The organism is Oenococcus oeni (assembly GCF_020510245.1).
In the GTDB taxonomy this organism is placed as follows: domain Bacteria; phylum Bacillota; class Bacilli; order Lactobacillales; family Lactobacillaceae; genus Oenococcus; species Oenococcus oeni.
This window is the reverse complement of sequence record NZ_CP084701.1, coordinates 111,065-137,850: the sequence shown is the minus strand read 5'-3', so window position 1 is coordinate 137,850 and position 26,786 is coordinate 111,065. Positions and strand designations below refer to the sequence as shown.

Here is a 26,786-nt window from a genome sequence, read left to right as displayed (position 1 = left end):
TGTTGAAGAATCTAGAGACGAGTTTTGTTTTAACGAATAAAGCAATTTTATTTTTATTTTCAATAAGCCTAATTTTTTTGCTTCTTTTTGTCTATTATCTAATCAAAGATTATCGTAATTTAAAAACTGCTTTCACTCTCAATCTTGCTGGCGAAAGCTTTTTATTGGGTCTTTTAATAATTTCAGCAAGATTGGGCGGAAATTTTTTTGTCTTTTTTAGATTCATCATATTTCTCTTTGTTGCTTTAATTGTTGCTTTGGCCTTTTATTCAGGAATTACTCTGGTTATTTGGAGTTTTCAAATGTCGGCCGATACTAAGTATCGTTCCCGTTATCGTTTCTCAACCAGACTGGTAACAATAATTTTTCCGCTGCTTTGTTTAATGATTCTGTTCAAACTTTTCAAAATATCTTTGCCACCGGTTATCGGATATCTTTTTGCTTTTATACCCGCATTTGTCATTTACCTTGGTTTTGTCTTTACCAACTTCATAACGCAAACAATTATCGTTAATCTAAAGGGAAAACAACTCCTTAAAAATAGACAAAGCTTCGACTACTCAATTACGCTCGGAGCTGGTTTAATCCAGGGAAAACGGGTTTCAAAAAATTTAGAGAGTCGTTTACAAAGGACCCTTGATTTCGCCAAAAGACATCACAATCCAAAATTGATAATGTCAGGCGGCCAGGGATATGACGAAAAAATAAGCGAAGCCAAAGCCATGCGGACTTGGATTATAAAACACAATTACTCTCCATCGAAAGTTATTTTGGAAGATCGTTCCACTAATACAAAAGAAAATTTTCAAAAATCAGCAGAAAAAATCTTAGAAGACCAGAAAACTAACAATCTCGGCAAACAAATCCGTATGGTCTTCGTAACAAATTCATATCATTTAACAAGAGCTAATTACATTGCTTTTTCCAATAATCTAAAAATTTTCGGCATTCCGGCAAAAACCACCCGGAACTATCTAGCCTTGGGCTGGTTCAGAGAATTCGCCGCAATGCTGTTAATCAAAAAACATCAGCATTTGTTCGTGCTAGTATTGTTGTTGGTTATCAGCCTTGGTTTGGCTTTGTTTTCCTGGATTAACTAATGCTTAAAGAACATAAAATTAATGAAAAAATAACTTGGTATGAGGCAGAGGAACCCAACCAAGCCGAACAAGATCGATTAGTCGAACTCGGAATTACCCGAGAACTGCTTTTTTATGCCCTTGATCCTAATGAGTCAGCCCGAACCGAGATCGATCAACCGACCGGAAATGTTTTGATTGTCTTTGATATCATTACGCCTAATTCAAGCTTGGCTGCCACCGAACCAGTTAGCATGTTAATTGACAAAAAAGGAAATTTCTACACAATTTCCCGTGCGACAACAGCTCGAATTTCCGAAAAACTTTTTGCTGTCGGTCGAGAAAATCATTTGGAACCAACGGATTTAACCGCAATCGATATTTTCATTAATGCTGTTTCGGCACTGGTTTCGGAATACATTAGTACTATCAGCACGGCTAACCGACAAAGAAATATTATTCAATCCAATTTACGCCATAAAATCCAATCCGGTGCAATTTCTTCTTTAATGGAATTGGAAACACAAATGATCTATATACTTGATTCGCTGAGAACCGACCGGACGGCAATTTCTCGTTTGCAGGCTTATCTCGGAAATCGGGTCAATGATAATCAAAAAGAATACTTTGCGGATCTACTCGTTGAAAACACACAAGCGATCGATATGGCTAATCAAGCTGCCGAAGTAATTACGGCAATCTCCGGTGCTTACTCCAATTTGAATAATCAGAGATTGGACAAATCTTTGCGGGCTTTGACAATGCTTCAGGCTTTAATGGCTGTTCCGACAGTTGTTACAGGTTTTTACGGCATGAATATGCATCTACCGCTTGCCGGCCTTCAATACTCCTGGATTATCACTTTTGGCATTACCTTAATTTTGATTGTGATTGAAATTTTTGTTTTAATAAAAATTCATTTTTTTGATCGTTGATGAAGACTCTTTGTATTTTTGAAAACGACAAGGAAATTTGTTAGTACCAAAAGAGAGGTCGACAGGAAAACTCCTCGATAACCAGCAAATTCTGTCACACTAGAACCAATCTGTGGACCAACAACATTTCCAACTGCCTGGAAACTTTGATTCCAGCTGAAAACTTCTCCCATCATTTTGTGAGGAGAATTTTTGGCAAGAATTGTTTGGACACTTGGAATCAATGCCGCATCCGATACGCCGATCAACAGACGTAAAGCACCTAGCTCCCAAATATTCTGAACAAAGGCCATCGGAATAAAAACAAGCATTGAAAAAATCAATCCACTTAATAAAATCCAATGAGTGCCCCAACGATCCCCTAAGCGGCCAAAGAAAGGGGCCGCAAATAAAGTCGCAATTCCATTAATTGCTTCGATTACTCCTGCGGCTAAAGCAACATGGCCAGCACCGTTCATTAACTGGCGCACATAAAGACTCAGAATCGGTTCAATCGAATTATTCGATGCCTGAATAATCATTGTTGTCAAAAACATTCCCAAAATAATTCTTCGATTTGGTAGAACTTTAAAGAAATTGGCCGATGGCTGATCTTTTCTTTGAATTACCGGAGTGAAATGTTCATGCACAAAAAAGACGACCAAAAGAAAAGAAATAAATAGGCATATGCCGGTCATAAAAAAGGTATAACGGTAACCAACAAAATCGGCAATTGTCCCACCAACCAAAGGGCCAATCAAAGTTCCTGAAACGTTTCCGGTAGCCAGCGTCCCAAGTGATTGGCCACTTTGGTTTCGAGGAACTTGGATAGCAATTAAAGCATTGGCAGTACTAACAAAACCGTTAAATACCCCTAAAAGCAAACGCAAACCAATCAATTCATATACATTGCCGACAAGGGCCGTTGCTGCCATTACAAGTGCCATTCCCAAAGAAGCACGAATTAGCATCGGCTTACGTCCATATCTGTCGGATAGATGTCCCCAAAAGGGTGAAATAACTGCTTTTGTTAAAAAAGGAGCCGAAAAGGCCAAGCCGCTCCAAAAGGCATTCTCCGAATTGGAGAAACTTCCCAACTGATCGATAAATAATGCTATAAATGGTGCAACACAGCTAGAACCAATCCCGGCCATAAAAGTACCAAACCAAAGCACAAGCAAATTTCGTTTCCACTCCGGACGCTTGGACTGACGCAAAGAAGTAGTGAACAAGGGCATCTCATATCACCTTCTCCTGAAAAATATTTTTAAAACAGAAGTAAAAAACTAACGAAGAACATGATAATAATGTTTTGCTTAATTAACAAGTCTTATCTTAAGTAAGTCTATTACAAAACAGCTGAAAAATATTAACTTTAAATATTCAACAAAACAAAAAACGATATTAAAAATCGTTTTCCAATTAATATTTTTTAAATAAAGCACTATTGTCGAACATCAAAATTTTTTTCACCATGTAAAACCAGGAGAGGATCTTTACTCATTCGATCAATTTCGATCCATTTCAACGAATTCATATATTGCAAAAGAGAATCGATTTTCTTGTCACTACCCTGAATTTCCATTTCCACAGTACCATTGGCAAGATTTTTAACCCAACCGGTCAACTGCAATTTAACAGCCATTTGTTCAGCTTCAAAACGAAAACCAACATGCTGGACAATTCCGGAAAAAACAATTCGGTAACGAACAAGATCATTGTTTTTAAATTTAGGTAACTCGTCTTTACTTTCTTGGTTAAAGACATGTTTGTTTTTAAATTTCTTGATAAAATTCATGGACAAACTCCAAAAACAGTCATCTTATAAACCTTGATATAATTAATATTATCATTATAGATATACAAAAAAATCTTTTCGAGGAACTATAGCCATTATGGCTATTGATAAAGGAAAAATTAGCTTGCATGTTATGATTAAGCTGTTTTTAAAGACTGGTTAAAGGTAGATTTATGATGCTGCTAAGAAATCAATCCCTACATAATATTTTTCTAAAAATATTCCTTTTTTCATTTATATTAATTCTTTGCCTGTATCTAAGAATTTAAAAAGTATTTAAATATCTATTCTCTTAGATACATCTTATCAGGGATAAATTGGGAGAGATGCAATGAAATACAAGCGCGATCAGATGATGTACGCAGCTATTTTGGGCTGGTTCAGCTTTTGCTGGTTCGGGTGGGCCCAGGCAGATCCACGCGCCGATTGGCGTATCTGGATAGCTTTAGCGGACGGAATTGCCCTATTGGTCAGTTTCGCCGGTGGAATATTAAGTTTTCGCAACTGGCACAAAGCTTCAGCCCTAGACAAGAACAGTTCTTGGAAATGGTATTTGATTTTCCTAATCAGCGAGTTTGTTCTAGCCCTAATCGGTGCAGTCTTTTTGATTTCAAAAAATCAGATAAATTATATTTCTCTTTGGATAAGTTTTGTTGTCGCAATCCATTTCTTCGGCCTTAAATTTGTCTTCAGAGATTATTCTTTGTTTGTATTGGGCGGAATTATGCTATTTATGACAATTATTGCTCATCCTCTAGCTAATTATTTTAATGTCGATCAAAGTGCAATTATCGGAATTGCTAACGGATTTTGCTTATTGGTATTCGCATTAATTGGGCTGCGTTTAGGATTACGAAAAAATAAATAATTTATAAAAAACATTCTAATTTTATTCAGGTGGTTTTTATTGCTTGATTATACGAACATATGTTCGTATAATCAATTTGATGATTACTAACGAGGAATTAGTTGCTTTAAAAATGAGAGATCTTGTCAATGCAACTCGCGATACAAATAGAAATAGTTACTACCAAATGCGTTACGATGATTTGCTTAAATTTTGTGGTTTGGATGAAAAAGAATTACTTCGCGTATTAAACAAGTTCTCCAAAAATGGAAAACTTAATTTTCATGGCTATATTGATGAACATGGAAGATCAATTCACGATCGATATATCAAAAACATCTTCAAAGTGGCACGGCCCAATAATCCTGAAAAAACCGGCCCAATCTGGAATCAGGTATTTAATAACCGCCGATATTAAAAACAGTTGTTTTTTAAATAGGCAGTTTTTTCTTTAATTGATAGAGTTGTTGGATAAAAGATCATAATTATTCAAGAAAATAAAAAAAGGCAGAAATAATTTCTGCCGAAAAGTCACTCACCGTTATCATCAGGGTTGCGGATCTGAATTCTGCCCCAGCTGACCCGCGGATAATATTGTTCCGGAGCATCTGTTTTATAAAGGCTAGCAGTCGATTTATCGCCATTCCTGGACCAAAGAGAAGTCGATTTACTACCGAGAATTCGATTTTGCTTATTTAAAGCTCGTTTGGTCGCGCTGACACCATAATCGTAATTCTTCGGATTAACTGTCTTGAATCCTTTTGGTTTATAAAAACGCAATAAGTCTTTATAAATCAGTTCGTCAGAGAGATTCAATTCTTTATTAACCGCTTTCTGCCAAGTTGATACTTTTTTGGCCAATGCCTTTGAAATACTTGAAGTTGGGATAACTTTGTCAGTCTTATTGTCCCAAAGTTTGCCAGCAGTGTAGGTATATTTCGGCGTAGTGAAATCTTGATCGCGGAAAGCAACCAATTGCTTGTGCTGTTTACTGAAAAGGTCCTGCCCAAACTGAATATAACGTTTAGTCGAGATCCCAAGCAAATGTTCAAGCGTTGGCAAAACATCTATCTCGCCGCCATAGGTCTTGTCTATATGACCAAGCTTAGATCCGGGGATATCAATCATAAATGGAACACGCTGTAATTGAACATCGTCATTTGCTGTCCAAGTAGTTGGATTTTTTCCAATTACCGAAGCCAATGTCTTATTTTCGGACTCGGAGATTCCATAATGGTCTCCGTAAATAATAATAATAGAATTCTTCAATAATCCTGCCTTGGACAGGTAGGAATAAAATTCTTTAACCGATTGGTCAAGATAATGGTTGGTGATGAAATAATTATTGATAATCGGATCGTCGGTATCGCTCGTCTTGAAATTAGGATCCTGATCAACGGTGTCCAAAGTAAATGGGTAGTGATTTGTAACTGTTAGATACTTAACGTAAAAAGGCTGTTGCAGCTTTTCCAGATAAGCAACCGAATCTTTAAACAAAAGTTTGTCCTTTAAGCCCCAACTTTCAGATTTTTCCCCACTGACATCGTAAAAAGAAGCATCAAAGAAATGCTGATAACCCATTGACTTGTAAACTGTGTCCCTGTTCCAAAAAGAAGCGACGTTGCCATGAAAAACGGCCGTAGAATAACCAAGACGCTGACTAATAATTGCCGGCATCGCTTGAAAAGTGTTCGAAGCATATTTTGTGAAGACCGAGCCAGATGGTAAGCCGAAAGTAGAAGTTTCAAGCATATTCTCGGCATCCGATGTTTTCCCTTGACCAACCTCGTTGAAAAAGTTGGAAAAAGAAATCGTATCTTTGCCGTGGTATAAGGAATTCAAAAATGGTGTAACTTCTTTACCATTTATCTTTTGATCGATACTAAACTGTTGGAAGGATTCCAAATGAATAATAATAACGTTCTTGCCCTTTGCAATTCCGTAATACTTGGAATTTGCCTTTGCATAATGCGATTTAACATAGGATCTGACTTTACTAATATCGTTCGGTTTAGCCGAGCTCCTCAGTGCATCGATTTGAACTGTATTAACCGCATCTTCAATCGTATAAAAATTAATGCCCATGTACTTGACCATGTAGGTATCATCAAAGCCACGGGTTAAAAGTTGCGGTCGTGAACAATCAGCCAAAAAAAGATTGAAAAATAGAGCCAAAATGCCCAAAGAGAGACCTAAAATCGAATTGTGTTTCGTAATAGGCGTTTCCTGCATTTTGATTTTTTTGATAACCAATAAAATCGTAATAACGACTAAATCAAGCCAATAAAAAAAATCTTGAATACGCATCAAAGATATTGAAGCACCACCCAATCCCTGATTAATTTTCGAATATCCAAGCATCTGGTTAACAGAAACAAAACTAGTCATTTCCCGGTAACTAATACAGTTCACATACAACAGTAAAGTCAATAAAATATCAATTACAATCGCAGTAATGTAAAAAGGCAATTTCCGTTTAATAAAAGAAGACAAAGAAAAAACAATGATCATCACCGCAAAGGGATTGATAATCATAATAAAAAATTGAATTGGATCAGAGGCACCTAAACCGCCGAAATCAAGAAAATAAGCCAGTAAGGTTTTTGCCCAGAAAAAAAGCGTTAAAAGCCAAAGAAAACCAACTCTATTATTTGGATTAAAACGTTTTAAAGACCATTTCCAAAAATTTCTTAAAGCTAAAATCATTGCTTTCAATTATAACGCCGATGTTCAAGAACCGTATTAAATATTAGCCAGTAAAGTCTGAATGAAATTTTCTAAATCAAGCGCTATTTGTTGGTCGAAACGATTAGTAATCGGCGAATCAATATCTAAAATACCAATTTTTTCGCCGTTTTTCCTTGTAATCGGCAGAGCTATTTCAGAATTGGAAGCTGGATCACAAGCTATGTGACCTGCAAATTGATGAACATCGGGAACAATTGTTAAAGTCTGTTTGGTAAAAGTCGTACCAACAACACCGCTATCCTGTTTAATCCGTGGAGTAGCCGATAAACCCTGGAAGGGACCAAGAACCAGATCGCCGCTTCCCTTTTCCAATAAATAAAAACCAGCCCAATTGATATCGGGAACGAACTGCATCAACACAGCCGCTGCATTGGCTAGATTTGCAATTTTGTCTTTTTCTGTCTCATGAGCTGCCAAAAATATCTTGCTAAGAGTTGTATCTGCTTTTAATTCTGTCATGTTTGAAAACCTCTTTTTTATTTAGACTCGTTGAATGCTGCGGACCGCCACGGTCAGGATCAAAATAATTGACTGCTTGATTAATAGCAGTTGGAGCTTCCCCAAAAGCAGTTGCGATTAAATCAGATTTGCCCGGATAAATACTGGCATCGCCGATAGCAAAGATTCCCGCTATCGATGTCATCTGCGCTTCATTGGTTAAAAAACCCTGATTAAACTGTTCAGGAAACTCTTCCCATTGATTAATCGTTCTTGATGAGGCCGTGAAACCAAATCCACCAATTAATCGATCAACTGATACTCTTTTTACAGCACCGTCCGGAACCGATTGAAGCTCGATCTCTAATTTTTCTTTTTTAGGACTAAGGCCGGTAATCTTCATTGGCGTCAAGAAATTCGTTCTCCTACTGTTCTTCAGTTTGGTAACCGACGATTCCATAGCGCGAAAATTATCACGCCGATGAATCAAACTAACGTGGCAATCATGGTCAATCAATTCAACTGCATAGTCGACAGCTGTATTGCCGCCGCCAACAACGGCGAAATCTTTATCGGCAACTTCGCTTAAACCCGGTAAAAGGTAGGTTAACATTCCCGACTGTTCGGCTTCACTGCTTCCGGGAACATCGATTTTACGTGGGCTGAAGGAACCGTTGCCACTGGCGATAATTACGGATTTCGCTAAAAAGGAAGCATGATGATTAATTTCTATTTCAAAGTGGGAAGCAATTTTCTTCAAATTCGTCACCTCGGAATTCAGAAAAGTTTTGCTATCAACCAAATCGGTCTGCAATTTTAATTCGTTAACAAGATCACGTCCAGAAATACCGAGAAAACCAGCAACATCAAGAATTGTTTTCCCTGGGTATAAGGCTGTAATCTGGCCGCCGATTCTGGGTGTTGCTTCAATTAGAGCTGTTTTTAATTCTCGAAGTCCAGCATAGAATTGTGCAAATAAGCCAGCCGGACCAGCACCGATAATTGCAATATCAAATATTTCATTATCCATTAATCGACCACCATCCTTTTTAATCGATCAGAAAAAGCGACTGTAATTTTCCACGGCGGAACTCCGGAATGTTTATGAAGATCGTAAAGAGTATTTTCATACTTTCCACTTTTTCCAATTAAAGTTACTTCTGTTCCAATCGGATATTCATGCGGCAAAGCCACCATCATTTGGTCCATCGCTATTTGACCGACCTGTCGACATTTTTGGCCATCAATTAAAAGCTGAAAATCCTGGTATTCCGCAAGCCAGCCGTCGCCATAGCCAATTGGAAGAGTACCGATCCAAGTATCCCTGCTTGTTACAAACTTCGATCCATAACTTATTCCTTCACCGGCAGGAATTTTTTTAACAAATGTTAAGGCAGATTTAAGTTCAAAAACCGGTTTTAGTTTATCAATCGGCCCCAATACACCTTCGGAAGGTTCAACACCATAAACAACTGTTCCGACACGGGCAATCGAATTGCATCCAGGTAATTCTTTTGAATGGTACATAGCAGCTCCGGAATTCATGACATGAACATAGCGTGGCATTATTAGTCCGTCAATTAGCTCATACCAACGATTTTTTTGCCTTTGAAAGTAATGATCGTCAGGATTGTCGGAACTGGCAAAATGAGTAAAAATTCCATCATAAGAGAAGTGATCGGAATGTTCCTGCAAAAATTCGATTTCATCCTTTAAATCTTTTTTTGAACGAACGCCAATCCGATTCATTCCGGTATCGACAGCCAAATTTACAGAAAGTTTTTCCTTACCGAGAATCTTATCGGCAGATTTTAACCAATCCAGTGAAGAGACAGTTGTTAAAAAATGGTACTTGGAAGCAATTGGTGCGTACTTGACATCAATTGGACCCAAGATCAAAATAAAATCATCAATTCCGGCTTGGCGAATCGCAATTCCCTCGTCAAGAACAGATACGGCCAAACCATCTACACCACATTCTCTGGCTATTTTAGATACCTGAAGCAGACCGTGGCCATATGCATTGGACTTAACAGCCAGCCAAAGCGTCTTGGCACCGGAGACCTGTTTGGTATATTGAACGTTATACGCTAATGATGATTTAGAAAATTCTATACGCGTTGATCGATGAATAGCTTCTACCATAAAGGCAATTATATAATGAAGTAAGTTTTTTCGGAGGCTTTATGCAAATTAAAAAGATATTAATAAATTTCAATATAAAAAGGGACAAAAAAATCAACTAATGGAAAAACAAGGAAGACCAGTAATCGCCAGCCAATTCGGAACAGGCAGGGTCCTTACCGACGCTATGACGATTCGTAGAAAAGTTTTCATGATTGAAGAAAATGTGAGTGAAAAAGACGAAATCGACGGCCGGGACGATCGCTGTCTGCACTATGTATTTTACGTAGATAATTGGTACCCTGTCAGCACAGCACGAATCTATTTGATTGGCAAAAACGTTTGGCATATCGGCCGCGTCGCTACTTTAAAAACTTTTCGTGGTCGTGGTTACGCCCGACAAATTTTAAAAAGAATTGAAAAAAATGCCGAGTCAAAAAATATAAAAAAACTTGAGTTGGAAGCTCAAGTTCATGCGATCTCTTTTTATGAAAGCCTTGGCTACGAAGCTTTTGGAAACATTTTTCTCGATGCAGGCATCCAACATCGGCGGATGGAAAAATTATTAAAATAGTATTAATTTAATCGTTTTCAAATCCACGATGATACTTATTTTGGAAGAGAGGACTCACACTGCCGTTTTCTTGAACTGCAGTAATTGCTTTGGCAAACAAATCATCAGCACTGACAATTTGCAGTTTATCGAATCTTTTAGATTCCGGAATGTCAATCGAATCAGTTACGATTACATGATCGAAATCGGATTTTTGCAAAAGTTTGGATGCATCGCCTGATAGTAATGCATGGCTGGCAACAACAATAATTTTTTTAGCGCCTTTGGCACGCAACAGTTTAGCACCTTCAACGATTGTGTGGCCGGTATCGATCATATCATCGATAATGATCGCCGTTTTACCAGAAACATCCCCAATCAGGTTCATGACCTCAACCGCATTTTTCTTGTCTACTGGGCGGCGTTTATCGATAACGGCATAGGAATCGGGCAGGCCCAAAAACTGGTTAAGTTCCCGAGCCCGGCGGACTCCTCCGTGATCTGGCGAAACAACAACCGCGTTATCCAAATCTACAATATGATGAGAAATCAGATAATCGGCCAGAATCGGTGCTCCCATTAAATGATCGACCGGTATATCAAAGAATCCCTGAATCTGCGAAGCATGCAAATCAAAAGCAATTACTCTGGTAACTCCGGCCTGTTCGAGATGATCGGCAATAACCCGAGCCGCAATCGATTCGCGGCTGCGAGCTTTTCGATCTTGGCGCGCATAACCGTAATAAGGCATAACGATATTGATCGCATGAGCAGAAGCACGTCGAAGCGCATCAACAGCAATGAAAAGTTCCATTATATTGTCATTGACACTTCCATGCGGAGAAGCCGAAGTCGGTGCAATCACAAAGACATTGTCTCCGCGCACTGAATTTGTAATATTTAAACGAATCTCTCCGTCGGCAAAGCGGTCTAAATTGACGTCGGCCAGCGGTTGGTGGAGACGCTTGGCAATTTTTTCAGCCAAAGGTCTATTAGCAGAAAGCGACATCAAGACCATATGATGTTCATTAGCAGTCATAAAATAAATTCCTCTGTTCTTAAGTATATCAGCCAATTAAATTGATAGAACTACATAGACTATAATGAAAGCATGGACGCAGAACTTCAAAACAAACTAAAAAAAGAGGCTGCCAGAAAGGCTGCCTCTTACGTTAAGAACGGGATGGTTGTTGGTCTCGGAAGTGGTTCAACTGTCAAAATGCTTGTTGACGAACTCGGTCGCCGCGTCAAAGAAGAGGACTTGCAGTTTACCGGGGTGGCAACCTCGATTTTTACGGCCCAGCAGGCAAAGTCTTTGGGTATTAAAATCGTTGATTTGGACATGGTCGACTCAATCGATTTAACAATTGACGGCGCCGATCAGGTAGATAGTAATTTCAACGGCATTAAAGGTGGGGGCGGTAATCTGCTCTGGGAAAAAATTGTTGCGATAAATTCAAAAAAAATCGTTTGGGTCGTTGATAAATCAAAAGTCGTCGATACGATTGGTGCCTTTCCACTGGCTGTTGATGTTATTCCTTTTGGAAGCCAACATGTCATGCAAAACTTCGATAAGGCAGGTTATGAGCCGGTTCTTCGTCTTGATAAAGAAGGAAAACCTTTCAAGACGGATTCCAATAATTTAATAATTGATTTGCACCTGCATAAGATCGAGGAACCAACCCAACTTGCCGATAATCTAATTCAGACGGTCGGCGTTGTCGAACATGGCTTGTTTTTAAACATGGTTAGCGAAGTTGTTGTCGGCAAAGAAGGACAACCGGAAATATTGGTCAACCCAAATATTGGTTAACTTTCCTAACATTTTCTTTTTTTATCAATAAACTTGTGTGATAATTACTTTCAACATGGGAAAGCAAGTTTATTTACATATATTTAATGCAAAAATTTTAGACGTCTTCAACCAGAGGTTTGAAGATACAGAACTTTGGATTGATAACGGCTCTATATATTTTCGTGGGAAGTCAAAAGATTTAACCGCAAAAAATAATTTCAACGCTGAAGGAAATTACATCGTTCCTGGTTTGATTGATGCCCATCTGCACATAGAATCATCTTTATTAGCGCCATCGGAATTAGCCAAATTAGAATTAAGACACGGTGTAACGAGCATTTTTGCTGATCCACACGAGATTGGTTCAGTATCGGGAGTTTCCGGTCTTTTTTATATGATTCAAGAAGCCAGAAATACACCTCTGCATATTCATTACATGCTGCCCAGTTCCGTCCCGGCAACTAATTTCGAACACGCCGGAGCGGTCTTACATGCCGATGCTTTAAAACCTTTTTATGGTTTTCCAGAAATTAACGGCCTGGCCGAAGTGATGGATTTTCCAGCTGTGGCAAATGGTGATCCCGATATGCTGGAAAAAATTAGAGATGCTCAAGCGGCTGGCCATCATGCTGATGGACACGGTGCCGGTTTAACTCGTGAACAACTGGCAGTCTACCGAGCAGTCGGTATCGATACCGATCATGAAAGCACTTCTGGAAAAGAGGCATTGGAGCGTATTCAAGCTGGTATGAAAGTTTTCATTCGCGAAGGAACAGTTGAACGCGATGAAAAATCAATTCTACCGGTCGTTCGTAAAAATAATCAATCATACTTTTCCTTCTGTACTGACGACAAATCGGCAATCGACATCCAAAAAGAAGGTTCGGTCGACAATAATGTTCGTCTGGCAATTTCCAAAGGAATTCCTGCAGAAAGAGCTTTTACAATGGCCAGTTATAATGCAGCTGTTGCCCAACACGTTAAAAACGTTGGAGCTCTGACTGATGGTTTTATTGCAGACCTTGTAATAATCTCTAATCTTGATAATTTCGTTACGGAAAAAGTCATGACTGAAGGAAATTGGGTCGATAAATTAGAATCAAAAGTCACAACCTTTACCAGCCCGGCAGTTAATGCCGAACTCTCATTAAACGATTTAAAATTACCATTGAAATCAGACAAAGCGCATGTAATCAATATTCAACCAGAACATATTACGACCAAGCATACGATTGAATCGGTTAACCGCGATCAACAGGGGAACTTTGTTGCCGATCAGGATTACGCCAAGATTATAGTTGCTGAACGTTACCATAACCTTGGACACGGTTTGGGAATTATTCACGGTTTCAACATGCAAGAAGGAGCAATTGGATCAACGATCGCTCATGATTCGCATAACATGATTATCGCCGGAGTCGACGATAAACCAATGATCATAGCTTATGATCGTCTAAAGAGAATGGGTGGAGGCATGATTCTGGTAGATAAAAACGGTTTTACCCGTGAACTGCCGCTTGAAATTGCCGGTCTCATGTCTGATAAGCCTTATCAAGAAGTAATTGCCAAACAAAAAAGCCTAAAAGGCGCCTTTGCCAAAATTTCAAAGGGAATTGATTTCGATCCATTTTTAACATTGTCATTTATGGCTCTGCCAGTTATTCCTAGTCTTAAAATTACCGATCAGGGATTATTTGATTTTGATCAGTTCAAATTTATTGATATAAATGCATGAAATCAATTAATTATGAGACCAATCAATTTTGTCTTGTTTAGCTAAAACGCGGTCAATTTCCAATAACTCATAATCGGAAAAAGTAAGATTATCGAGTGCTTTTATATTGTCCAGCAATTGCTCCGGACGACTTGCACCGATTAAAACACAGGCAATTTCAGGAATTCTTAAGTTCCAAGCGAGAGCCATTTCAGCCAGGCTTTGTTGTCGGACAGCTGCTATATGGTTTAATTTTTTGACAGTTTCAATTGTCGCCTTAACCTGTTTTTCCTGAAGGAAAGGACTGGAAGCTTTATCGGCTCGAGAATTTTTTGGAATGCCGTTTAAATATTTTTCCGTTAAAAGTCCCTGCGACAAAGAACTAAAACCAACAGCTGCCTTATGTTTTTCTTTTAGAATTGGGAATAAATCCTGTTCGGCCTGACGGTTAAACATGTTGTATCTCGGTTGTTCGATGATAAAAGGTGTCTTAAGATCTTCAAAAATTTCACAGATTTTTTTCGTCTGTTCGCCGTTATAATTGGAAATTCCAATATAGAGGGCTTTGCCTTCCCTTACCAACTGGTCCAAAGCAAGAGTTGTTTCTTCGAATGGTGTTTTTGGATCAGGACGATGAGAATAAAAAATATCAATATAATCAATACCCAAGCGTTTGAGACTTTGATCAGCACTGGCAATAATACTTTTTTTAGATCCCCAATTCCCATAGGGACCAGGCCACATATCATATCCGGCTTTACTGGCAATGATCATTTCATCTCGATAAGGTTTCATATCTTCTGAGATAATTCGACCAAAATTCTTTTCGGCACTCCCCGGAACTGGACCATAATTATTTGCCAAATCAAAATAAGTAATACCCAAGTCAAAAGCTTCATGGACAATAGATTTTTGATTCTCAAAAGAATCAACACTACCAAAATTGTGCCACAGGCCCAAGCCCAGTACCGAAAGTTCAAGGCCGCTGTTACCAACCCGTCTATAAAGCATTTTGTCATATCTATTGTTGGATGCCTGATACATAATGAAAATTATCCACTTCTTTTATTTTAAAAATGATTAATATTTTTCAATGAAAATTTTATCCCAACAACTAGGGTTCATAAATACCAATGTCGGCAACCGTCACTACTCCGGCAAATTTGCGACCAGTTTCACTAATTAAACCCAGTTTGTTATAGGACATTGTAACCGTTTCTGCGGCTTTCACAGCGGTTCCCATGATATTGCCATTATCGGCATTAAGACCGGTAGGCATATCGACAGCCATCACAGAAGCTGGACTATTATTAATAAAATCAACAATCCCGGCTATTTCGCCAGTTACATCCCTTGATAAACCAACCCCGAAAACAGCATCGACGATTGTCGTATATGAACTGAGATCATCTATATTTGAAACAAATGGAACGCCATAATTTTCGGCAATTTTTAATTGTATTCGACTATCCTTGGATATTTTTTCGCGATCGCCAAGCAGATAAATTTTTACCGGTACTTGTTTTAAATACAGCATTCGAGCGACAGCAATTCCGTCTCCGCCATTATTTCCGATTCCAGCAACAACAAGGACCTTTTTTAGATTAAAATTCCTGCTCTCCAACAGTCTTTGGCAAACTGCCAGAGCCGCCCGCTCCATTAAAACCGATGATGGAACACCAATTTTATTGATGGTATAGTCATCAAAGTTGTGTGCTTGTTTTGAAGAAATATAAATTGTTGTCATATTACCACCCAAGTTAACTTTATAACAAATAATAAAAAAACGAATAAATAATCAGCATTCATTCGTTTTTGTCACTCAAATATTAACAAATCTTTGGTATTGTTTAATCTTTGCTTCCGATAATTCCAGAACAATCTTTGTTCCCTTATCGTTGTATTCCTGATGCAAAACCTGGTTATTTTCAATTAATTCGCTGAGGACAGATCCTTGATCAAAAGGTATAAGCAGTTCGACTTTTTTTAAATCGGCAAAGAGCTTTTTATTCAACAAATCAATAAATGCTTCCAAGGACTTTTTATCCAGAGCACTGGCAATTAAATCCTCTCCACTACGTTCCGGATAACTCAATTTAGCCTTATCGGCTTTATTAAAAATTGTCACCATCGGAATTTGCTCGGCTCCGATTTGCCGGAGAGTCTTTGATGTTGTTGTCAACATATCCCGATAATGAGGATCGGAAACATCGACAATTTGGACAAGCAGGTCGGAATTGCTTGCCTCTTCCAAAGTAGATTGGAAACTTGCAACTAAATTATGCGGTAAATTTGAAATAAACCCAACTGTATCGGACAGCAAAAATTGTCTTTTATTGGGCAGACGAATTGATCGAACCGTTGAATCCAGCGTGGCAAATAACATATCTTTTTCAAAGACTTTTTTTTCTTCCGAATCATTGCCAATTTGAGAATATCGTTCTACGATTCGATTCATCCAAGTCGATTTCCCAGCATTGGTATAGCCAACCAAAGCAACTCTTTTCAGGCCGGAATTATCACGTCGCTTGCGTTGAACAGTTGAAGAGGACAACAAAGATTTTAATTCTGTTTTGATTTGTGAAATCTGTTCTTCGATTGTCCGTCGATTAAGTTCGAGTTTGGTTTCACCGGACCCACGACTGGTAAAAGAAGCTCCACCGGCTCCAGCCTGTTGATCGAGTTCATTGGCTAAAGAAGTATGCAGACGAGGTAGCTGATACTGTTTTTGAGCTAATCGAACCTGTAATTTGGCAATTTTTGTTTTTGCCCGGGCAGCAAAAATATCAAGAATCAAACCGGTCCGATCAACAACTCGAACGTCGGAAGCAATCATTTTTTCAAGATTTCTAATTTGAGTCGCTGTCAAATCATCATTTGAAATGACCAATCGGGCTTCTTTGGCATTTACAAGTTCCTTTAATTCTTCCACTTTGCCTTTGCCAAAATAAGTTGCCGCATTGGGTCGATCATATTTTTGCGTTAAAACATCTACAACCTCCAAATTATCAGCAACAGCAAGATTCTTGAATTCTTCAATCGCATAATCAAAATTCTGCGAATTTTTTTGATTTTCAATCGCAGTTAAAATGACTCTTTCTTTTGTTTTTTTCGTATCAAATAATTGAGCTGCCAAAAAACCTCCTAAAAATTAATCTAATCTTCCAAATACAACTTCTTTAATGCCAGATCTTTAAACGATTATCTTCATCTTGTCATTGAAGATATTTCTTGCTTTAACCAGTTGCGAAAAGCATCGGCGTCGATATCGGTGGCAACGGTTGCGTTTGTCCTGCCTTGATGATATGCAGCTCGAATGTCGGCAACTGTTTCTCCAATTGCTGGTCCATCGGTCGCAATATCAACCCATAATTTCTTGGAACTATAAAATTCAGGATGGAGTAAGTAAGCAACTGTATTCACATCGTGAATCGGCCAGCCGTCGGCATGCCAATCGTTATAGTGGGAGATCAAAGCGGCAAGCATTTTGCCAGACTCGTTTAGAGCAGCGACTTTTTGAATCCAATCTCGATCAACGAGCGCTTTTAAAGTTACATCCAAACCAATCATCGTAACTGACAGATTAGAGCTTAACAAAATCTTTGCCGCTTCCGGATCGGTAAAAACATTAAACTCGGCAGCACTTGTCATATTGCCGCCGGATAAGGAGCCACCCATTACAATTACACGTTCGATTTTAAGGACATCTTCCGGGTATTCACGATACCACAGAGCGAAATTCGTGTATGATCCGGTTAAAATTAAAGTAATTTTCTTTTCTGTTTTATTAAGAACGTCATGCCAAGCCTCGACAGCAGGCTGTTTAAGCAGATGGGAATTCCCTTCCGGAAAATCGTAACCCTCCATTCCTGATTCGCCGTGAATTCTGGCAGCATCTTCGAAAGCCTTGACCAAAGGTTGACTGGCCCCGGCTGCAAGAGGAACTTCAGAATTAAAAAAGTTGGCGATTTTCAATGCATTTTTAGTTGTCTTATCAACCGTTACATTCCCGGCAACAGTCGTGATCAGTTCAACTTGACAATTTTTATTGTTTAAAAGAACTGACAAAGCAACTGCATCATCGATGCCGGGATCCATATCAATAATTACTTTCATAATAATTTAAGTATAAAGAAAAAATAAAATTTTAGCTTTAACTCAGATTTCATCGTATTTTTCTAGAATGGCTTCAACTATCAAATCCGGGCTTTTTCGATCGGTAGTAATTTCAATATCGGCCAAGTCCCGGTAGATAAAGTTCTGTTTTATATAACGTTGCTTAAGCTCCGCAATTCTTTTAAGCAAGGGCCAACTGGCGTCACGATTAATTCTTTTTTCAATTGTCTTAAACTCTGCATTCAAAAAAACAATTGGTGCATCAACTGATTTTAAAATAGTTTGATTCAACTTTTTAATCGGCGCACCTCCACCGGTTGATAAAATAACGTTTTGATTGATCGCTTTTTTCAAAGCAACTGTTTCCATTTTTCGAAAATGCTCTTCACCAACTTCTGTGAAAATATCATTAATCGACTGCTTGTTTTCTTGGACGATCAGAGCATCCAAATCCAACTGAGGAATAGCAAGTTTTTCAGCAAGCAAACGACCAATTGTTGTTTTCCCGCTTCCCATAAAACCAATTAAAATTAATTTGGCCATTTTTAATTACCTCGAATAATTTTCCTGGACTGACAGCTTACTAAAATAAAAATCATGAAACGAACTTCATTCGATAATATTGATTTTCATCCCTTCATATCGGGATTATTCAACAAATAATCAAGATCCCTAAAAAAGTTTGGATAAGAAATTTTAATTGCTTCCGGATTATTTAAAGTAATTGTTTTTGAAGTATCAACCAATAAAGCCGCGACAGCCAGCATCATACCGATTCGATGATCACCGTGTGTAGCCAAGTTATTTTCCGGGATTTGTAATTTTGGACATCCGTCAATTACCATTCCGTCGCTCTTTTCCTGAATTCGAGCCCCTAATTTTTTTAGTTCAGCTGCCACCACTGAGATTCGATAGGTTTCCTTGACTCGCAATTCTCCCGCACCGGAAATAATCGTCCGCCCTTTAGCAAGACTCGCAGCAAGAGTCAGAATTGGTAATTCATCAATGACATTCGGAATTTCTTTAGAAGTAATTTCGACAGCGTGTAAATTAGAAGAATGGACAATAATGTCTCCATAAGCTTCGGCTTCATTTGAAGTTTTTTTAACCTCGATGTTGGCATTCATTCATTTTAAAACAGAAATAATACCGATACGCGTTGGATTCAAACCAACTTTTTTGAGGCAGATACAACTGTTTGGCAAAAGGCTCGCAGCGACCATAAAAAAGGCTGCCGAAGAAATATCTCCAGGAATCGAGATCGTCCGACCCGAAAGTTTCGGCCTTGGCATAACAGTTATACATAATCCATTTGTTTTAATGTCGGCTCCAAAATCGTTCAACATTATTTCCAAGTGATTGCGTGTTGCTTCTTTTTCAAAAATTATCGAAGGCTCGTCAGCTTGCAAGGCAGAAAAAATCAAAGCGCTTTTAACCTGGGCACTGGCAATCGGTAAATGATAATCAAAGGCCTTAAGGCTCGGATGGCCAATCACCGTGATCGGGAGAGTACCATTCCCGGTAAGCGAGAATTCTCCTCCAACTTCAGTGATTGGATTCGTGACCCGGTACATTGGCCGCTTACTTAAAGAAGCATCTCCAACCAAACAGGTATTGAAACTCTGTCCAGCCAACAAGCCGAGAAGCAATCTGGTTGTCGTGCCAGAGTTTCCCATATTCAGAGGTTTTTTTGGGTCCTTAAAAGCATCTAAACCAGAACCATAAACAATTAAATCCCGACCGTATTTTTTAATTTCAACACCCAAATCCAAAAAAGCATTTAAAGTAGAAAGACAGTCAGTGGAGTTGGAGAAATTTTTTATCCGGCTAATTCCCCGACTAATCGAAGCTACCATAATTGATCGATGGGAAATACTTTTGTCGCCAGGTAACAGCAGGCTGCCGTTCAGCCCCTGAAATTGTTTTGTTTTAAGATTTTTCATCACTTGATCAATTCCTTTGCTTGAATTTTATAAACACTCCACAACATATTCACTTGATATTTTTTTTGAATAACTTCGGTTTTTCTAAACTGAACATTTTTCAAGTTTGTAATTACATAGCGTGCATTCTTTAGTCGATAATCGCGATATGCAGAATATTTGCTGGAAGAAAACCGGACAATTGTCGTTTGCTTTTTTTCATTTAGATAAGCATTTAGAAGACTCTCGGTTGCTGGGTGAATAAAAGTTTGATTAACTGAATATTCTTGATTTCCTATTAGAGCCAGATCCGAAAGCGGGTAGATAAAACCATCGATTAATTTCAGTTCTGTTAAAAAACGATAATGAATATCAGCCCAAGCGGAGTGGATTTTTTTTGACTTGAAAGCGACCGGCAAAAGTAATAAATCATCACAATATTCGGCCAAATGTCTGAAAATTGTTTCAAAACTATCATGAAGAATAATCGAAATATCTCCATCTCCTGTTCGCTGCTGAGAAAAATAATAAGCCGCTGAGCAACTATCAGTTTCCTTGGGACCAAGAGTGTGAATTTTTATGAGCCTTTCCAATTTAATATTCCTTAATTTCTTTGCGGTAGCTATAAAGCTGCTCTTTCAAACGAGTAAAACTGGAGGAGTCAAAAGTATCCAAAATTATTTTTGCTAACTCGATCGCTACGACCGACTCAATAACGATCGAAGCCGCAGTAATCGCGGTTACATCGGAGCGTTCGACATTGGCATGATTCTCGGTTTTGTTATCTATATCGACGCTATGAAGAGGCTTATACTGGGTCGGAATCGGCTTCATTGCAGCGTTGATGATAAGCGGCATTCCATTAGTCATTCCTCCTTCAAAACCGCCTAAGTGATCGCTATTACGATACCAGCCTTGTTTCTCATCCTAAAAGATTTGGTCCATAACTTCCTTGCCGGTTTTAGAAGAATTAGCGAAAGCATCGCCGATTTCAACGCCTTTGAATGCATTGACACCCATGACCACGGAGGCCAATTTTGCATCCAATTTCTCGTTGCAGCTCGTATAACTTCCTAGGCCAGCAGGCAAATTATTGGCAACCACTCGGATAATCCCACCAAGAGTGCCGCCATCTTTTTTTGTTTGATCGATTAATTTATGGACAGCATCGACATTTTCACTATCGATTACCTGTAAATCGTTTTTGACGACAAGTTCATTTATTTCATTGGCAGCCAAGCAATTTTTCTTATCAAGATTAATTGGACCAATCTGACGGACATAACCAATAATTTGGATATCAAGCTGTTCAAGAAGCTGAATACAAATCGCCCCAATTGCCACCCGTATGGCTGTTTCACGAGCTGAAGACCGTTCCAATACATTCCTTAAATCCCGGTGACGGTATTTCATGCCACCGACCAAATCAGCATGACCTGGACGAGGAAACTTAACCTGTCGTGAAGAGCTCTCACTTTCATCGTCTCCGAATGGATCCATAATTTTTAGCCAATTATTGTGATCGTAGTTTTTAATCGTTAGAGAAATCGGTGATCCTAATGTCAGGCCGTGACGAACACCAGCGGTAATAACGGCTTCGTCCTTTTCAATGCGTTGGCGGTTTCCTCGGCCGTATCCTTGCTGACGCATATGCAGCTTCCTATTGATTTCTTCAATCGATAATTTTAATCCGGCTGGAATCCCTTCGATAATCCCTGATAATTCTTTTCCATGGGATTCGCCGGCAGTTAAATAAATCATATTAAGCTCTTCCTTTCTTCAAATTCTTTTGTACTTCTCTTGAACTCTTTAGAATAATGTCAAAAATTTCTTGATAATATTCAATGTTCTCCTGATCGGGAATTTCCTTAAGCAAATGATTCTTGATTTCTTTTTCTCTGTTTTTATCAAAAATTTCCTGGCCCGTTTTTTGTTTTTTGAGACCAATTTTTTTCACAATTAATAAACGTCGATGAAGCAGTTTGATCAGAAAAAAATTAATTATATTAATCTGTCGGCGCTCTTTTTTTAAATTAGTTTTCAACATATTTTGTCTCCAGTTTCAATGAGTTTTCTTTTTTTGTATAAGCAGCAAAACTAATAAAAATAGAAATAATCAAATTCAATAAAGCCGTCACGACAATACTTCGCATCGTGAGAACAATGCTGATTCTCGATAAAATACCAGTTACTAAAGGAACCGAAAAAGTCGCTAAGCTGCCGAGAGTGAAAAAAATCGCAGTCGCACGGCCTTTCATCCCCGGAAAAAGACTAACCAAAAGATTCAGAGCAACTTGCATAACTCCTCCGGCTGCTGTAAAACCAAAAACAAAAGCCGATAAATGCACGAGAATATCACTGCTGTTAAAAGCAATTAAAATCAAAGAAAAGCAAGCAAAAAAACTGAGTAGAACTATTAAGTGGGTATTTTTAATCAAAGCATTTTTGACGACGGTAAAAATGGCAATGACCCCAACAATTGAACCGAGACTATAAAGCGACAACAACAAGTGGGAAGATACTTTTGTCATATCAAGTTCTTTCCCGGCGAAAATACTTACCCATTGAGTAAAGTGAATCATGATCGCCATTGAACTGTAGCCATAAAGAGCTAGAGAACAAAGCAGAAAAAATTGGCGATTGCTCATCTGATTTAACTTCAGGTGAAAGTTTTCTTTACTTGAAAAAGATTGGTCGGAAAATTCAATTGGCAACAAAAGGATGAAATTAATAAACAGAATAGCTGCAGCGATCATAAAATTTATTCCAAACCATAATTGCAGTTTTTCAACATATACAACAGAAATAGGAAGGACAAATTCGCCCATTGACATAACCGCTTTAATCAAAATACTTGGGGCGGTGCTCTTTTTGTCAATTTCCAAAAAAATCGGATATGTGGAAGCATTCAAAGCCGAATTAGCGACCCCGGCTAAAATAATCAGCAAATAGGCAAGGTGAAAATCTTTGATGAAGGGTGTCATTATAAAAAATAACAAATAAGATAACATTCCGGCGTAAAGGACCGGCTTGCGGCCAATCCTGTCAGAAAAAGAACCCAAGATATAGTAGGCTGAAATTCTGCCGATGCCTACGGCAGAAATCGTATAAGATACTGTCGATAAGGGTGTATTCCATGACTTGCTAAAAGCAAACATATTCTGGGTAAGTATCAGTAAACCCAACCCATGCACAAAATAATTCGTGTATAAAATAAACATTACTTTTCTTCTGAGCGATTTGGAAATCATTGATTTTAATCCTTTTTAAATTTATTTGGTAAACAAAAAACAGCCAGATTTTTTAAAATCCAGCTGTTTTAAAATTAAAATCAAAAATTTGTTACAATATCTAAAATAATTTCGTCATACCAACTGGAATTAATCAAACATCTAGCTGGTTGAAAAAAATATCATGACTACCAACTTTAGATGCGAGCAACAAGAGTGTTCGCACCAAAGTTGGAGCGAACACTATCTAAACAAATAGTCATAATAAAATGATGTAACAACGAATGATTTTAAGATCATAATAAATTCCTTTCCGAATGAATTAAGTTGTATATATTAAAACAAGACAGTAAACAAAAGTCAACTTTTTTATTAAAAGAGTTAAGCATTAACACTAGTTTTTTATATTGGCAGAACGGACAAACTTTAGTTCATAAGATAGCCATCTAAAGAATCCTGACAAAAACTCCTTCTTATCTCATTGCCGTCTCTACTTCTTCAAAAGTCGGAATCGACGGCAAAGCACCAGCTTTTTGAACCGTTAGAGAGGAGCTGCGAGTTGCCCAAGTTAGCGCATCGGTCAAATTGCTTAAATCCGGTTTCAAGTTAGCAGTAAAAGATCCAATAAAAGTATCGCCGGCGGCCGTTGTATCAACAGCTTTCACTTTAAAGCTTGGGATTATGCCTTCTTGTTGACCAAACTTATAAAAAGATCCGTGTTCGCCAAGTGTAATCAAAGTATTTTTAACACCAAGTTTTTCAAAAGAAAGAGCTGCATTGTTTAAAGATTCTTTTGTAAATTGAACCTTCTGATCAATCAAAACCTGTGCTTCACTTTCATTTGGTGTGACAAAATCAGAAATACTTAATAATTTTGGATCGATCTTTTGAGCTGGCGCCGCATTTAAAATAGTTAAAACATCTTTCCTTTTAGCGATCTCAAAAGCTTCAACGGCGGCAGTGACCGGTGTTTCAAATTGGGTAATAATAGCATCCGCCGATTCAATCAAACTGCTTGCAGCCCGAACATCTTCGACACTAACCTGCATGTTTGCCCCACCATAAACAAGAATCGTATTATTCCCATCGGCTTCGAGCATAATATAGGCCGAACCGGTTGGGACTTTTTTGTAACTATGTGTGATACATCGATTTTATTATCAGACAGGGTTTGTTTCATAAAACGGCCATTAGCATCATTGCCAACGGCACCGATAAAGCTAACATCAGCTCCCTGCCTGGCTGCAGCGACTGCTTGATTTGCTCCCTTACCTCCTGGGGCGCTTGTCAATCCGTTCAGGTGAATCGTCTCGCCTCTTTCTGGTAACTTATTTAAATGTTGAATTGTGTCGACATTTAAGGACCCAAGGACAACAATTTTTTTGGCTTCTTTTTTGATGACTCTTTCCTCCAACAAAGTAGGATCGTCTGTGAAAACAATCTCGCTTTAAATTATGTAGATAAAAATAATATCGTCAAAACGACTTATGGATAAATATAATTTAAGTATAATAAATTTTATCAACAGCCCTTAAAAGATGCTGATAAAATTAAATTTCCTTCGTCGAGTTGCGAATGACCAACTCGACATCGACAGCTCTGACCTGCTGTTTCAGTTTCGAATCGGAAATCCTGTTTTCCAACATTTCCAAAGCATATTTGGCCAACAAAGAAATTGGCTGTCTGACTGTTGTTAATTTTGGATTCATAAATTCTGCATAATCGGTATCATCGTAACCGACCAAAGAATAATTCCCCGGAACTTCCAGATCCTGGTCATAGATTCCGCCAAGTACTCCGATTGCTAATTCATCACTTAACGTAAAAATAGCCGTTGGCTTAAAAGAAACAATATCCGGGACGGTTTTTTGGCCGCCGTGTTTACTGAATTTGGCTTCGAGAATTTGAATATCATCTGTGACAATTCCTAAATCCCGACATTTTTCAACAAATCCATTCAAACGAAGATTTATATTATAAGTCATTGATTCTTTGTCGGGAACAACAACACTAAATCTGCGATGGCCGAGTTTGCACAAATACTGTGCAACCAATTGCCCGCCATGAAAGTCGTCAGTTGCAATAAAATCGGAGTCTTTGGTGCTGTTTTGATCCAAAACGATATAAGGAATCCAGTTTTCCCTTAAAAGGTCGTTGACCTTGGAGCTTTCCTCGACTGCAACAGCCACAATCAAACCATCGACCCCTTGAGCGATCAAACCTTCGATTGCCGAATAGAGTTGACTGCGGTCCCCATCAAGACCAATCATAATGACATGAGTTTTTGAGTCAGAGTAATTTTCAATTAACTGCAGAAATTCGCTAAAAAAAGGGTTAGAAATTGTCGGAACCAAAACTCCAATTGTTTTATCGGTTTTATTGCTAAGATTTCTCGCCGCAGAATTGGGAACATAATGCAGTTGATCACGAAAAGCCAAAACTTTTTTGATGTTTTTTTCCGAAAAACGAGATCCCTTGCCATTTAGGATTTGACTGACGGTGGTTGTCGATAAACCGGTTTTTTCGGCAAGCTCTTTGATTGTCACTTTCTTGTTCATAAAGCAAGTATAAGGAAAAATATTATTTTCTTAAAACGTTTACAACAAATTTTATTTAGAAATTACCCAGGATGAGCGTTGACTAATATCTTTCAATTTCGGTATTTATTAAGTCTGTTTTTAATCAATAGTTTTTTGTTTTTGAAAACAGAGGAAAAATTAGCAAAAAAACAGAATTAACAATAGCCAGATTAGAGCGCCAGGAATACAATTAATAGCCTTTCCGTTATAATAGAATTTAATTAAGGTTTTATTAAGAGGTTGAAATGATTGTTAGGATGCCAAGATATTTGAAAAAGACCGGAATCATTGCGGCCGTAATTTTCCTTTTGCTGCTGATTTCAGTGGGTATTAAACTTGGAATTGTTATCGGCATTGATAAATGGTTAACAGCCTCCTTGGGAAATAACAGTTTTTCTCTTGGAGACACAATTATGACAATCGTGTCAGCGCTTGGTTCACCTTTAGCGACCTTCATTTATGCAGTCGTGATTGCCGGCTTACTTTATTTTTCTAATTTACGCATTCCGGCAATTTGGGTCCTTGCCACTTATATTAGTGGATTAGCAATTGGCGAGATCTTAAAAGTTGCGGTTGGTCGTGCTCGGCCAACCGGACATTTGGCCTCCGGATACGCTTTTCCTTCAAATCATGCACTAACGACCTTTATTGTAATTACAATTATTTTCGTGCTGATTTTGCCAAATCTTTCTTCCAGTCGGCTGCAAATTTGGTTTGGTTGGGGAACAGCAACATTTGGTTTATTGCTATTAGAAGCAGTTATTTATCTCCAAGATCATTATTTGAGCGACGTAATTGCCGGTGCAACATTGGGAATTGTTTGGGTAACTCTTTGGGTTTGGCTTTATGAAAAATATGCCAGAACTTTACACGATAAAATTCCGGCATTAAAATATGACGCAGTATAAAAAAGGAAATGTCAAACAAAG

24 protein-coding genes and 3 pseudogenes are annotated in these 26,786 nt (G+C 38.3%); 8 read left to right on the top strand and 19 right to left on the bottom strand.

Features of this window, described 5'->3' with window-relative positions:
- Window positions 1-2: 2 nt before the first annotated feature.
- Both J3U91_RS00720 and J3U91_RS00715 read left to right on the top strand, forming a co-directional pair.
- Window positions 3-1,100: a YdcF family protein gene (locus J3U91_RS00720; RefSeq protein ID WP_002818085.1), complete on the top strand. Its 1,098-nt coding sequence runs from the start codon at window positions 3-5 to the stop codon at window positions 1,098-1,100.
- Window positions 1,100-2,014, top strand: a complete 915-nt coding sequence (locus J3U91_RS00715) for a magnesium transporter CorA family protein (protein WP_002818084.1) — start codon at window positions 1,100-1,102, stop codon at window positions 2,012-2,014. The genes J3U91_RS00720 and J3U91_RS00715 overlap by 1 nt, the downstream gene beginning before the upstream one ends.
- Here J3U91_RS00715 and J3U91_RS00710 read toward each other — a convergent pair.
- Together J3U91_RS00710 and J3U91_RS00705 are read right to left on the bottom strand one after the other, a co-directional pair.
- Complete coding sequence (locus J3U91_RS00710; protein WP_002818083.1) at window positions 1,996-3,231, bottom strand: multidrug efflux MFS transporter; 1,236 nt, start codon at window positions 3,229-3,231, stop codon at window positions 1,996-1,998. The genes J3U91_RS00715 and J3U91_RS00710 overlap by 19 nt on opposite strands.
- Window positions 3,232-3,437: 206 nt before the next feature.
- Entirely contained in the window at window positions 3,438-3,791 is a 354-nt protein-coding gene (locus tag J3U91_RS00705) for an acylphosphatase (protein ID WP_002818082.1), read from the bottom strand.
- 331 nt (window positions 3,792-4,122) lie between these two features.
- Between J3U91_RS00705 and J3U91_RS00700 the strand changes: the two genes are divergently transcribed.
- Entirely contained in the window at window positions 4,123-4,659 is a 537-nt protein-coding gene (locus tag J3U91_RS00700; RefSeq protein WP_002818081.1) for a hypothetical protein, read from the top strand.
- 79 nt (window positions 4,660-4,738) lie between these two features.
- On the top strand, window positions 4,739-5,056 hold the full coding sequence (locus tag J3U91_RS00695; protein WP_002818080.1) for a hypothetical protein: 318 nt from the start codon (window positions 4,739-4,741) through the stop codon (window positions 5,054-5,056).
- Between the two features lie 113 nt (window positions 5,057-5,169).
- Here J3U91_RS00695 and J3U91_RS00690 read toward each other — a convergent pair whose 3' ends face one another.
- The 4 genes from J3U91_RS00690 to alr are packed head-to-tail and all read right to left on the bottom strand — an operon-like array spanning window position 5,170 to window position 9,969.
- Complete coding sequence (locus J3U91_RS00690) at window positions 5,170-7,353, bottom strand: LTA synthase family protein (protein WP_002818079.1); 2,184 nt, start codon at window positions 7,351-7,353, stop codon at window positions 5,170-5,172.
- Window positions 7,354-7,380: 27 nt separating this feature from the next.
- Window positions 7,381-7,845, bottom strand: a complete 465-nt coding sequence (locus J3U91_RS00685; RefSeq protein ID WP_002818078.1) for a GAF domain-containing protein — start codon at window positions 7,843-7,845, stop codon at window positions 7,381-7,383.
- Entirely contained in the window at window positions 7,814-8,854 is a 1,041-nt protein-coding gene (locus J3U91_RS00680) for an NAD(P)/FAD-dependent oxidoreductase (protein ID WP_002818077.1), read from the bottom strand. The genes J3U91_RS00685 and J3U91_RS00680 overlap by 32 nt, the downstream gene beginning before the upstream one ends.
- Window positions 8,854-9,969 carry an alanine racemase gene (alr, locus tag J3U91_RS00675; protein WP_002818076.1) on the bottom strand — a complete coding sequence of 372 codons (1,116 nt, stop codon included), beginning with the start codon at window positions 9,967-9,969 and terminating at the stop codon, window positions 8,854-8,856. The genes J3U91_RS00680 and alr overlap by 1 nt, the downstream gene beginning before the upstream one ends.
- 100 nt (window positions 9,970-10,069) lie before the next feature.
- Between alr and J3U91_RS00670 the strand changes: the two genes are divergently transcribed.
- On the top strand, window positions 10,070-10,522 hold the full coding sequence (locus J3U91_RS00670) for a GNAT family N-acetyltransferase (protein WP_002817420.1): 453 nt from the start codon (window positions 10,070-10,072) through the stop codon (window positions 10,520-10,522).
- Between the two features lie 7 nt (window positions 10,523-10,529).
- Here J3U91_RS00670 and J3U91_RS00665 read toward each other — a convergent pair whose 3' ends face one another.
- Window positions 10,530-11,540 carry a ribose-phosphate diphosphokinase gene (locus tag J3U91_RS00665; protein ID WP_002818074.1) on the bottom strand — a complete coding sequence of 337 codons (1,011 nt, stop codon included), beginning with the start codon at window positions 11,538-11,540 and terminating at the stop codon, window positions 10,530-10,532.
- Between the two features lie 72 nt (window positions 11,541-11,612).
- On the opposite strand from J3U91_RS00665, the gene rpiA reads away from it, so the two are divergent.
- Window positions 11,613-12,314: a ribose-5-phosphate isomerase RpiA gene (rpiA, locus tag J3U91_RS00660; protein ID WP_002817418.1), complete on the top strand. Its 702-nt coding sequence runs from the start codon at window positions 11,613-11,615 to the stop codon at window positions 12,312-12,314.
- Window positions 12,315-12,369: 55 nt separating this feature from the next.
- Window positions 12,370-14,031 carry an adenine deaminase gene (ade, locus tag J3U91_RS00655; protein ID WP_002818073.1) on the top strand — a complete coding sequence of 554 codons (1,662 nt, stop codon included), beginning with the start codon at window positions 12,370-12,372 and terminating at the stop codon, window positions 14,029-14,031.
- Between the two features lie 6 nt (window positions 14,032-14,037).
- On the opposite strand, the gene J3U91_RS00650 is transcribed toward ade, so the two are convergent.
- The 12 genes and pseudogenes from J3U91_RS00650 to rbsR form a co-directional block, all read right to left on the bottom strand.
- Complete coding sequence (locus tag J3U91_RS00650) at window positions 14,038-15,054, bottom strand: aldo/keto reductase (protein ID WP_002818072.1); 1,017 nt, start codon at window positions 15,052-15,054, stop codon at window positions 14,038-14,040.
- Window positions 15,055-15,124: 70 nt separating this feature from the next.
- Window positions 15,125-15,757 carry an NAD(P)H-hydrate epimerase gene (locus J3U91_RS00645; protein ID WP_002818071.1) on the bottom strand — a complete coding sequence of 211 codons (633 nt, stop codon included), beginning with the start codon at window positions 15,755-15,757 and terminating at the stop codon, window positions 15,125-15,127.
- A 75-nt stretch (window positions 15,758-15,832) separates the two neighbouring features.
- Window positions 15,833-17,146, bottom strand: a complete 1,314-nt coding sequence (gene hflX / locus J3U91_RS00640; protein WP_002818070.1) for a GTPase HflX — start codon at window positions 17,144-17,146, stop codon at window positions 15,833-15,835.
- Window positions 17,147-17,217: 71 nt separating this feature from the next.
- Window positions 17,218-18,126 (bottom strand): ribonucleoside hydrolase RihC, encoded by a 909-nt coding sequence (gene rihC, locus J3U91_RS00635; protein WP_002817413.1) that lies wholly within the window; start codon window positions 18,124-18,126, stop codon window positions 17,218-17,220.
- Between the two features lie 42 nt (window positions 18,127-18,168).
- Entirely contained in the window at window positions 18,169-18,669 is a 501-nt protein-coding gene (locus J3U91_RS00630) for a shikimate kinase (RefSeq protein ID WP_002818069.1), read from the bottom strand.
- Window positions 18,670-18,755: 86 nt separating this feature from the next.
- Window positions 18,756-20,069 (bottom strand): annotated as a pseudogene (gene aroA / locus J3U91_RS00625) (3-phosphoshikimate 1-carboxyvinyltransferase).
- Window positions 20,069-20,641, bottom strand: coding sequence for a hypothetical protein (locus J3U91_RS00620; protein ID WP_002818064.1), 573 nt, complete (start codon window positions 20,639-20,641; stop codon window positions 20,069-20,071). Before J3U91_RS00620 ends, aroA begins: the two are co-directional and overlap by 1 nt.
- A gap of 1 nt (window position 20,642) precedes the next feature.
- Window positions 20,643-21,809: pseudogene (gene aroC / locus J3U91_RS00615) on the bottom strand (chorismate synthase).
- Window position 21,810: 1 nt separating this feature from the next.
- Complete coding sequence (locus J3U91_RS00610) at window positions 21,811-22,095, bottom strand: chorismate mutase (protein ID WP_002817406.1); 285 nt, start codon at window positions 22,093-22,095, stop codon at window positions 21,811-21,813.
- Window positions 22,082-23,299, bottom strand: coding sequence for an MFS transporter (locus tag J3U91_RS00605; RefSeq protein ID WP_002820705.1), 1,218 nt, complete (start codon window positions 23,297-23,299; stop codon window positions 22,082-22,084). Before J3U91_RS00605 ends, J3U91_RS00610 begins: the two co-directional genes overlap by 14 nt.
- 452 nt (window positions 23,300-23,751) lie before the next feature.
- Window positions 23,752-24,692: pseudogene (rbsK, locus tag J3U91_RS00600) on the bottom strand (ribokinase).
- A gap of 136 nt (window positions 24,693-24,828) precedes the next feature.
- Window positions 24,829-25,836, bottom strand: a complete 1,008-nt coding sequence (gene rbsR / locus J3U91_RS00595) for a ribose utilization transcriptional repressor RbsR (RefSeq protein ID WP_002818059.1) — start codon at window positions 25,834-25,836, stop codon at window positions 24,829-24,831.
- Window positions 25,837-26,102: 266 nt separating this feature from the next.
- On the opposite strand from rbsR, the gene J3U91_RS00590 reads away from it, so the two are divergent.
- Window positions 26,103-26,765, top strand: coding sequence for a phosphatase PAP2 family protein (locus tag J3U91_RS00590; protein WP_002818058.1), 663 nt, complete (start codon window positions 26,103-26,105; stop codon window positions 26,763-26,765).
- The last annotated feature ends 21 nt before the right edge of the window (window positions 26,766-26,786 follow it).

Excerpts from the sequence above, each read along its gene's own strand:
- J3U91_RS00715 (WP_002818084.1), top strand. The coding sequence starts at position 1,100 with ATGCTTAAAGAACATAAAATTAATGAAAAAATAACTTGGTATGAGGCA.
- J3U91_RS00710 (WP_002818083.1), bottom strand. The coding sequence starts at position 3,231 with ATGCCCTTGTTCACTACTTCTTTGCGTCAGTCCAAGCGTCCGGAGTGG.
- J3U91_RS00705 (WP_002818082.1), bottom strand. The coding sequence starts at position 3,791 with ATGAATTTTATCAAGAAATTTAAAAACAAACATGTCTTTAACCAAGAA.
- J3U91_RS00700 (WP_002818081.1), top strand. The coding sequence starts at position 4,123 with ATGAAATACAAGCGCGATCAGATGATGTACGCAGCTATTTTGGGCTGG.
- J3U91_RS00695 (WP_002818080.1), top strand. The coding sequence starts at position 4,739 with ATGATTACTAACGAGGAATTAGTTGCTTTAAAAATGAGAGATCTTGTC.
- J3U91_RS00685 (WP_002818078.1), bottom strand. The coding sequence starts at position 7,845 with ATGACAGAATTAAAAGCAGATACAACTCTTAGCAAGATATTTTTGGCA.
- J3U91_RS00680 (WP_002818077.1), bottom strand. The coding sequence starts at position 8,854 with ATGGATAATGAAATATTTGATATTGCAATTATCGGTGCTGGTCCGGCT.
- alr (WP_002818076.1), bottom strand. The coding sequence starts at position 9,969 with ATGGTAGAAGCTATTCATCGATCAACGCGTATAGAATTTTCTAAATCA.
- J3U91_RS00670 (WP_002817420.1), top strand. The coding sequence starts at position 10,070 with ATGGAAAAACAAGGAAGACCAGTAATCGCCAGCCAATTCGGAACAGGC.
- J3U91_RS00665 (WP_002818074.1), bottom strand. The coding sequence starts at position 11,540 with ATGACTGCTAATGAACATCATATGGTCTTGATGTCGCTTTCTGCTAAT.
- rpiA (WP_002817418.1), top strand. The coding sequence starts at position 11,613 with ATGGACGCAGAACTTCAAAACAAACTAAAAAAAGAGGCTGCCAGAAAG.
- ade (WP_002818073.1), top strand. The coding sequence starts at position 12,370 with ATGGGAAAGCAAGTTTATTTACATATATTTAATGCAAAAATTTTAGAC.
- J3U91_RS00650 (WP_002818072.1), bottom strand. The coding sequence starts at position 15,054 with ATGTATCAGGCATCCAACAATAGATATGACAAAATGCTTTATAGACGG.
- J3U91_RS00645 (WP_002818071.1), bottom strand. The coding sequence starts at position 15,757 with ATGACAACAATTTATATTTCTTCAAAACAAGCACACAACTTTGATGAC.
- rihC (WP_002817413.1), bottom strand. The coding sequence starts at position 18,126 with ATGAAAGTAATTATTGATATGGATCCCGGCATCGATGATGCAGTTGCT.
- J3U91_RS00630 (WP_002818069.1), bottom strand. The coding sequence starts at position 18,669 with ATGGCCAAATTAATTTTAATTGGTTTTATGGGAAGCGGGAAAACAACA.
- J3U91_RS00610 (WP_002817406.1), bottom strand. The coding sequence starts at position 22,095 with ATGTTGAAAACTAATTTAAAAAAAGAGCGCCGACAGATTAATATAATT.
- J3U91_RS00605 (WP_002820705.1), bottom strand. The coding sequence starts at position 23,299 with ATGATTTCCAAATCGCTCAGAAGAAAAGTAATGTTTATTTTATACACG.
- rbsR (WP_002818059.1), bottom strand. The coding sequence starts at position 25,836 with ATGAACAAGAAAGTGACAATCAAAGAGCTTGCCGAAAAAACCGGTTTA.
- J3U91_RS00590 (WP_002818058.1), top strand. The coding sequence starts at position 26,103 with ATGATTGTTAGGATGCCAAGATATTTGAAAAAGACCGGAATCATTGCG.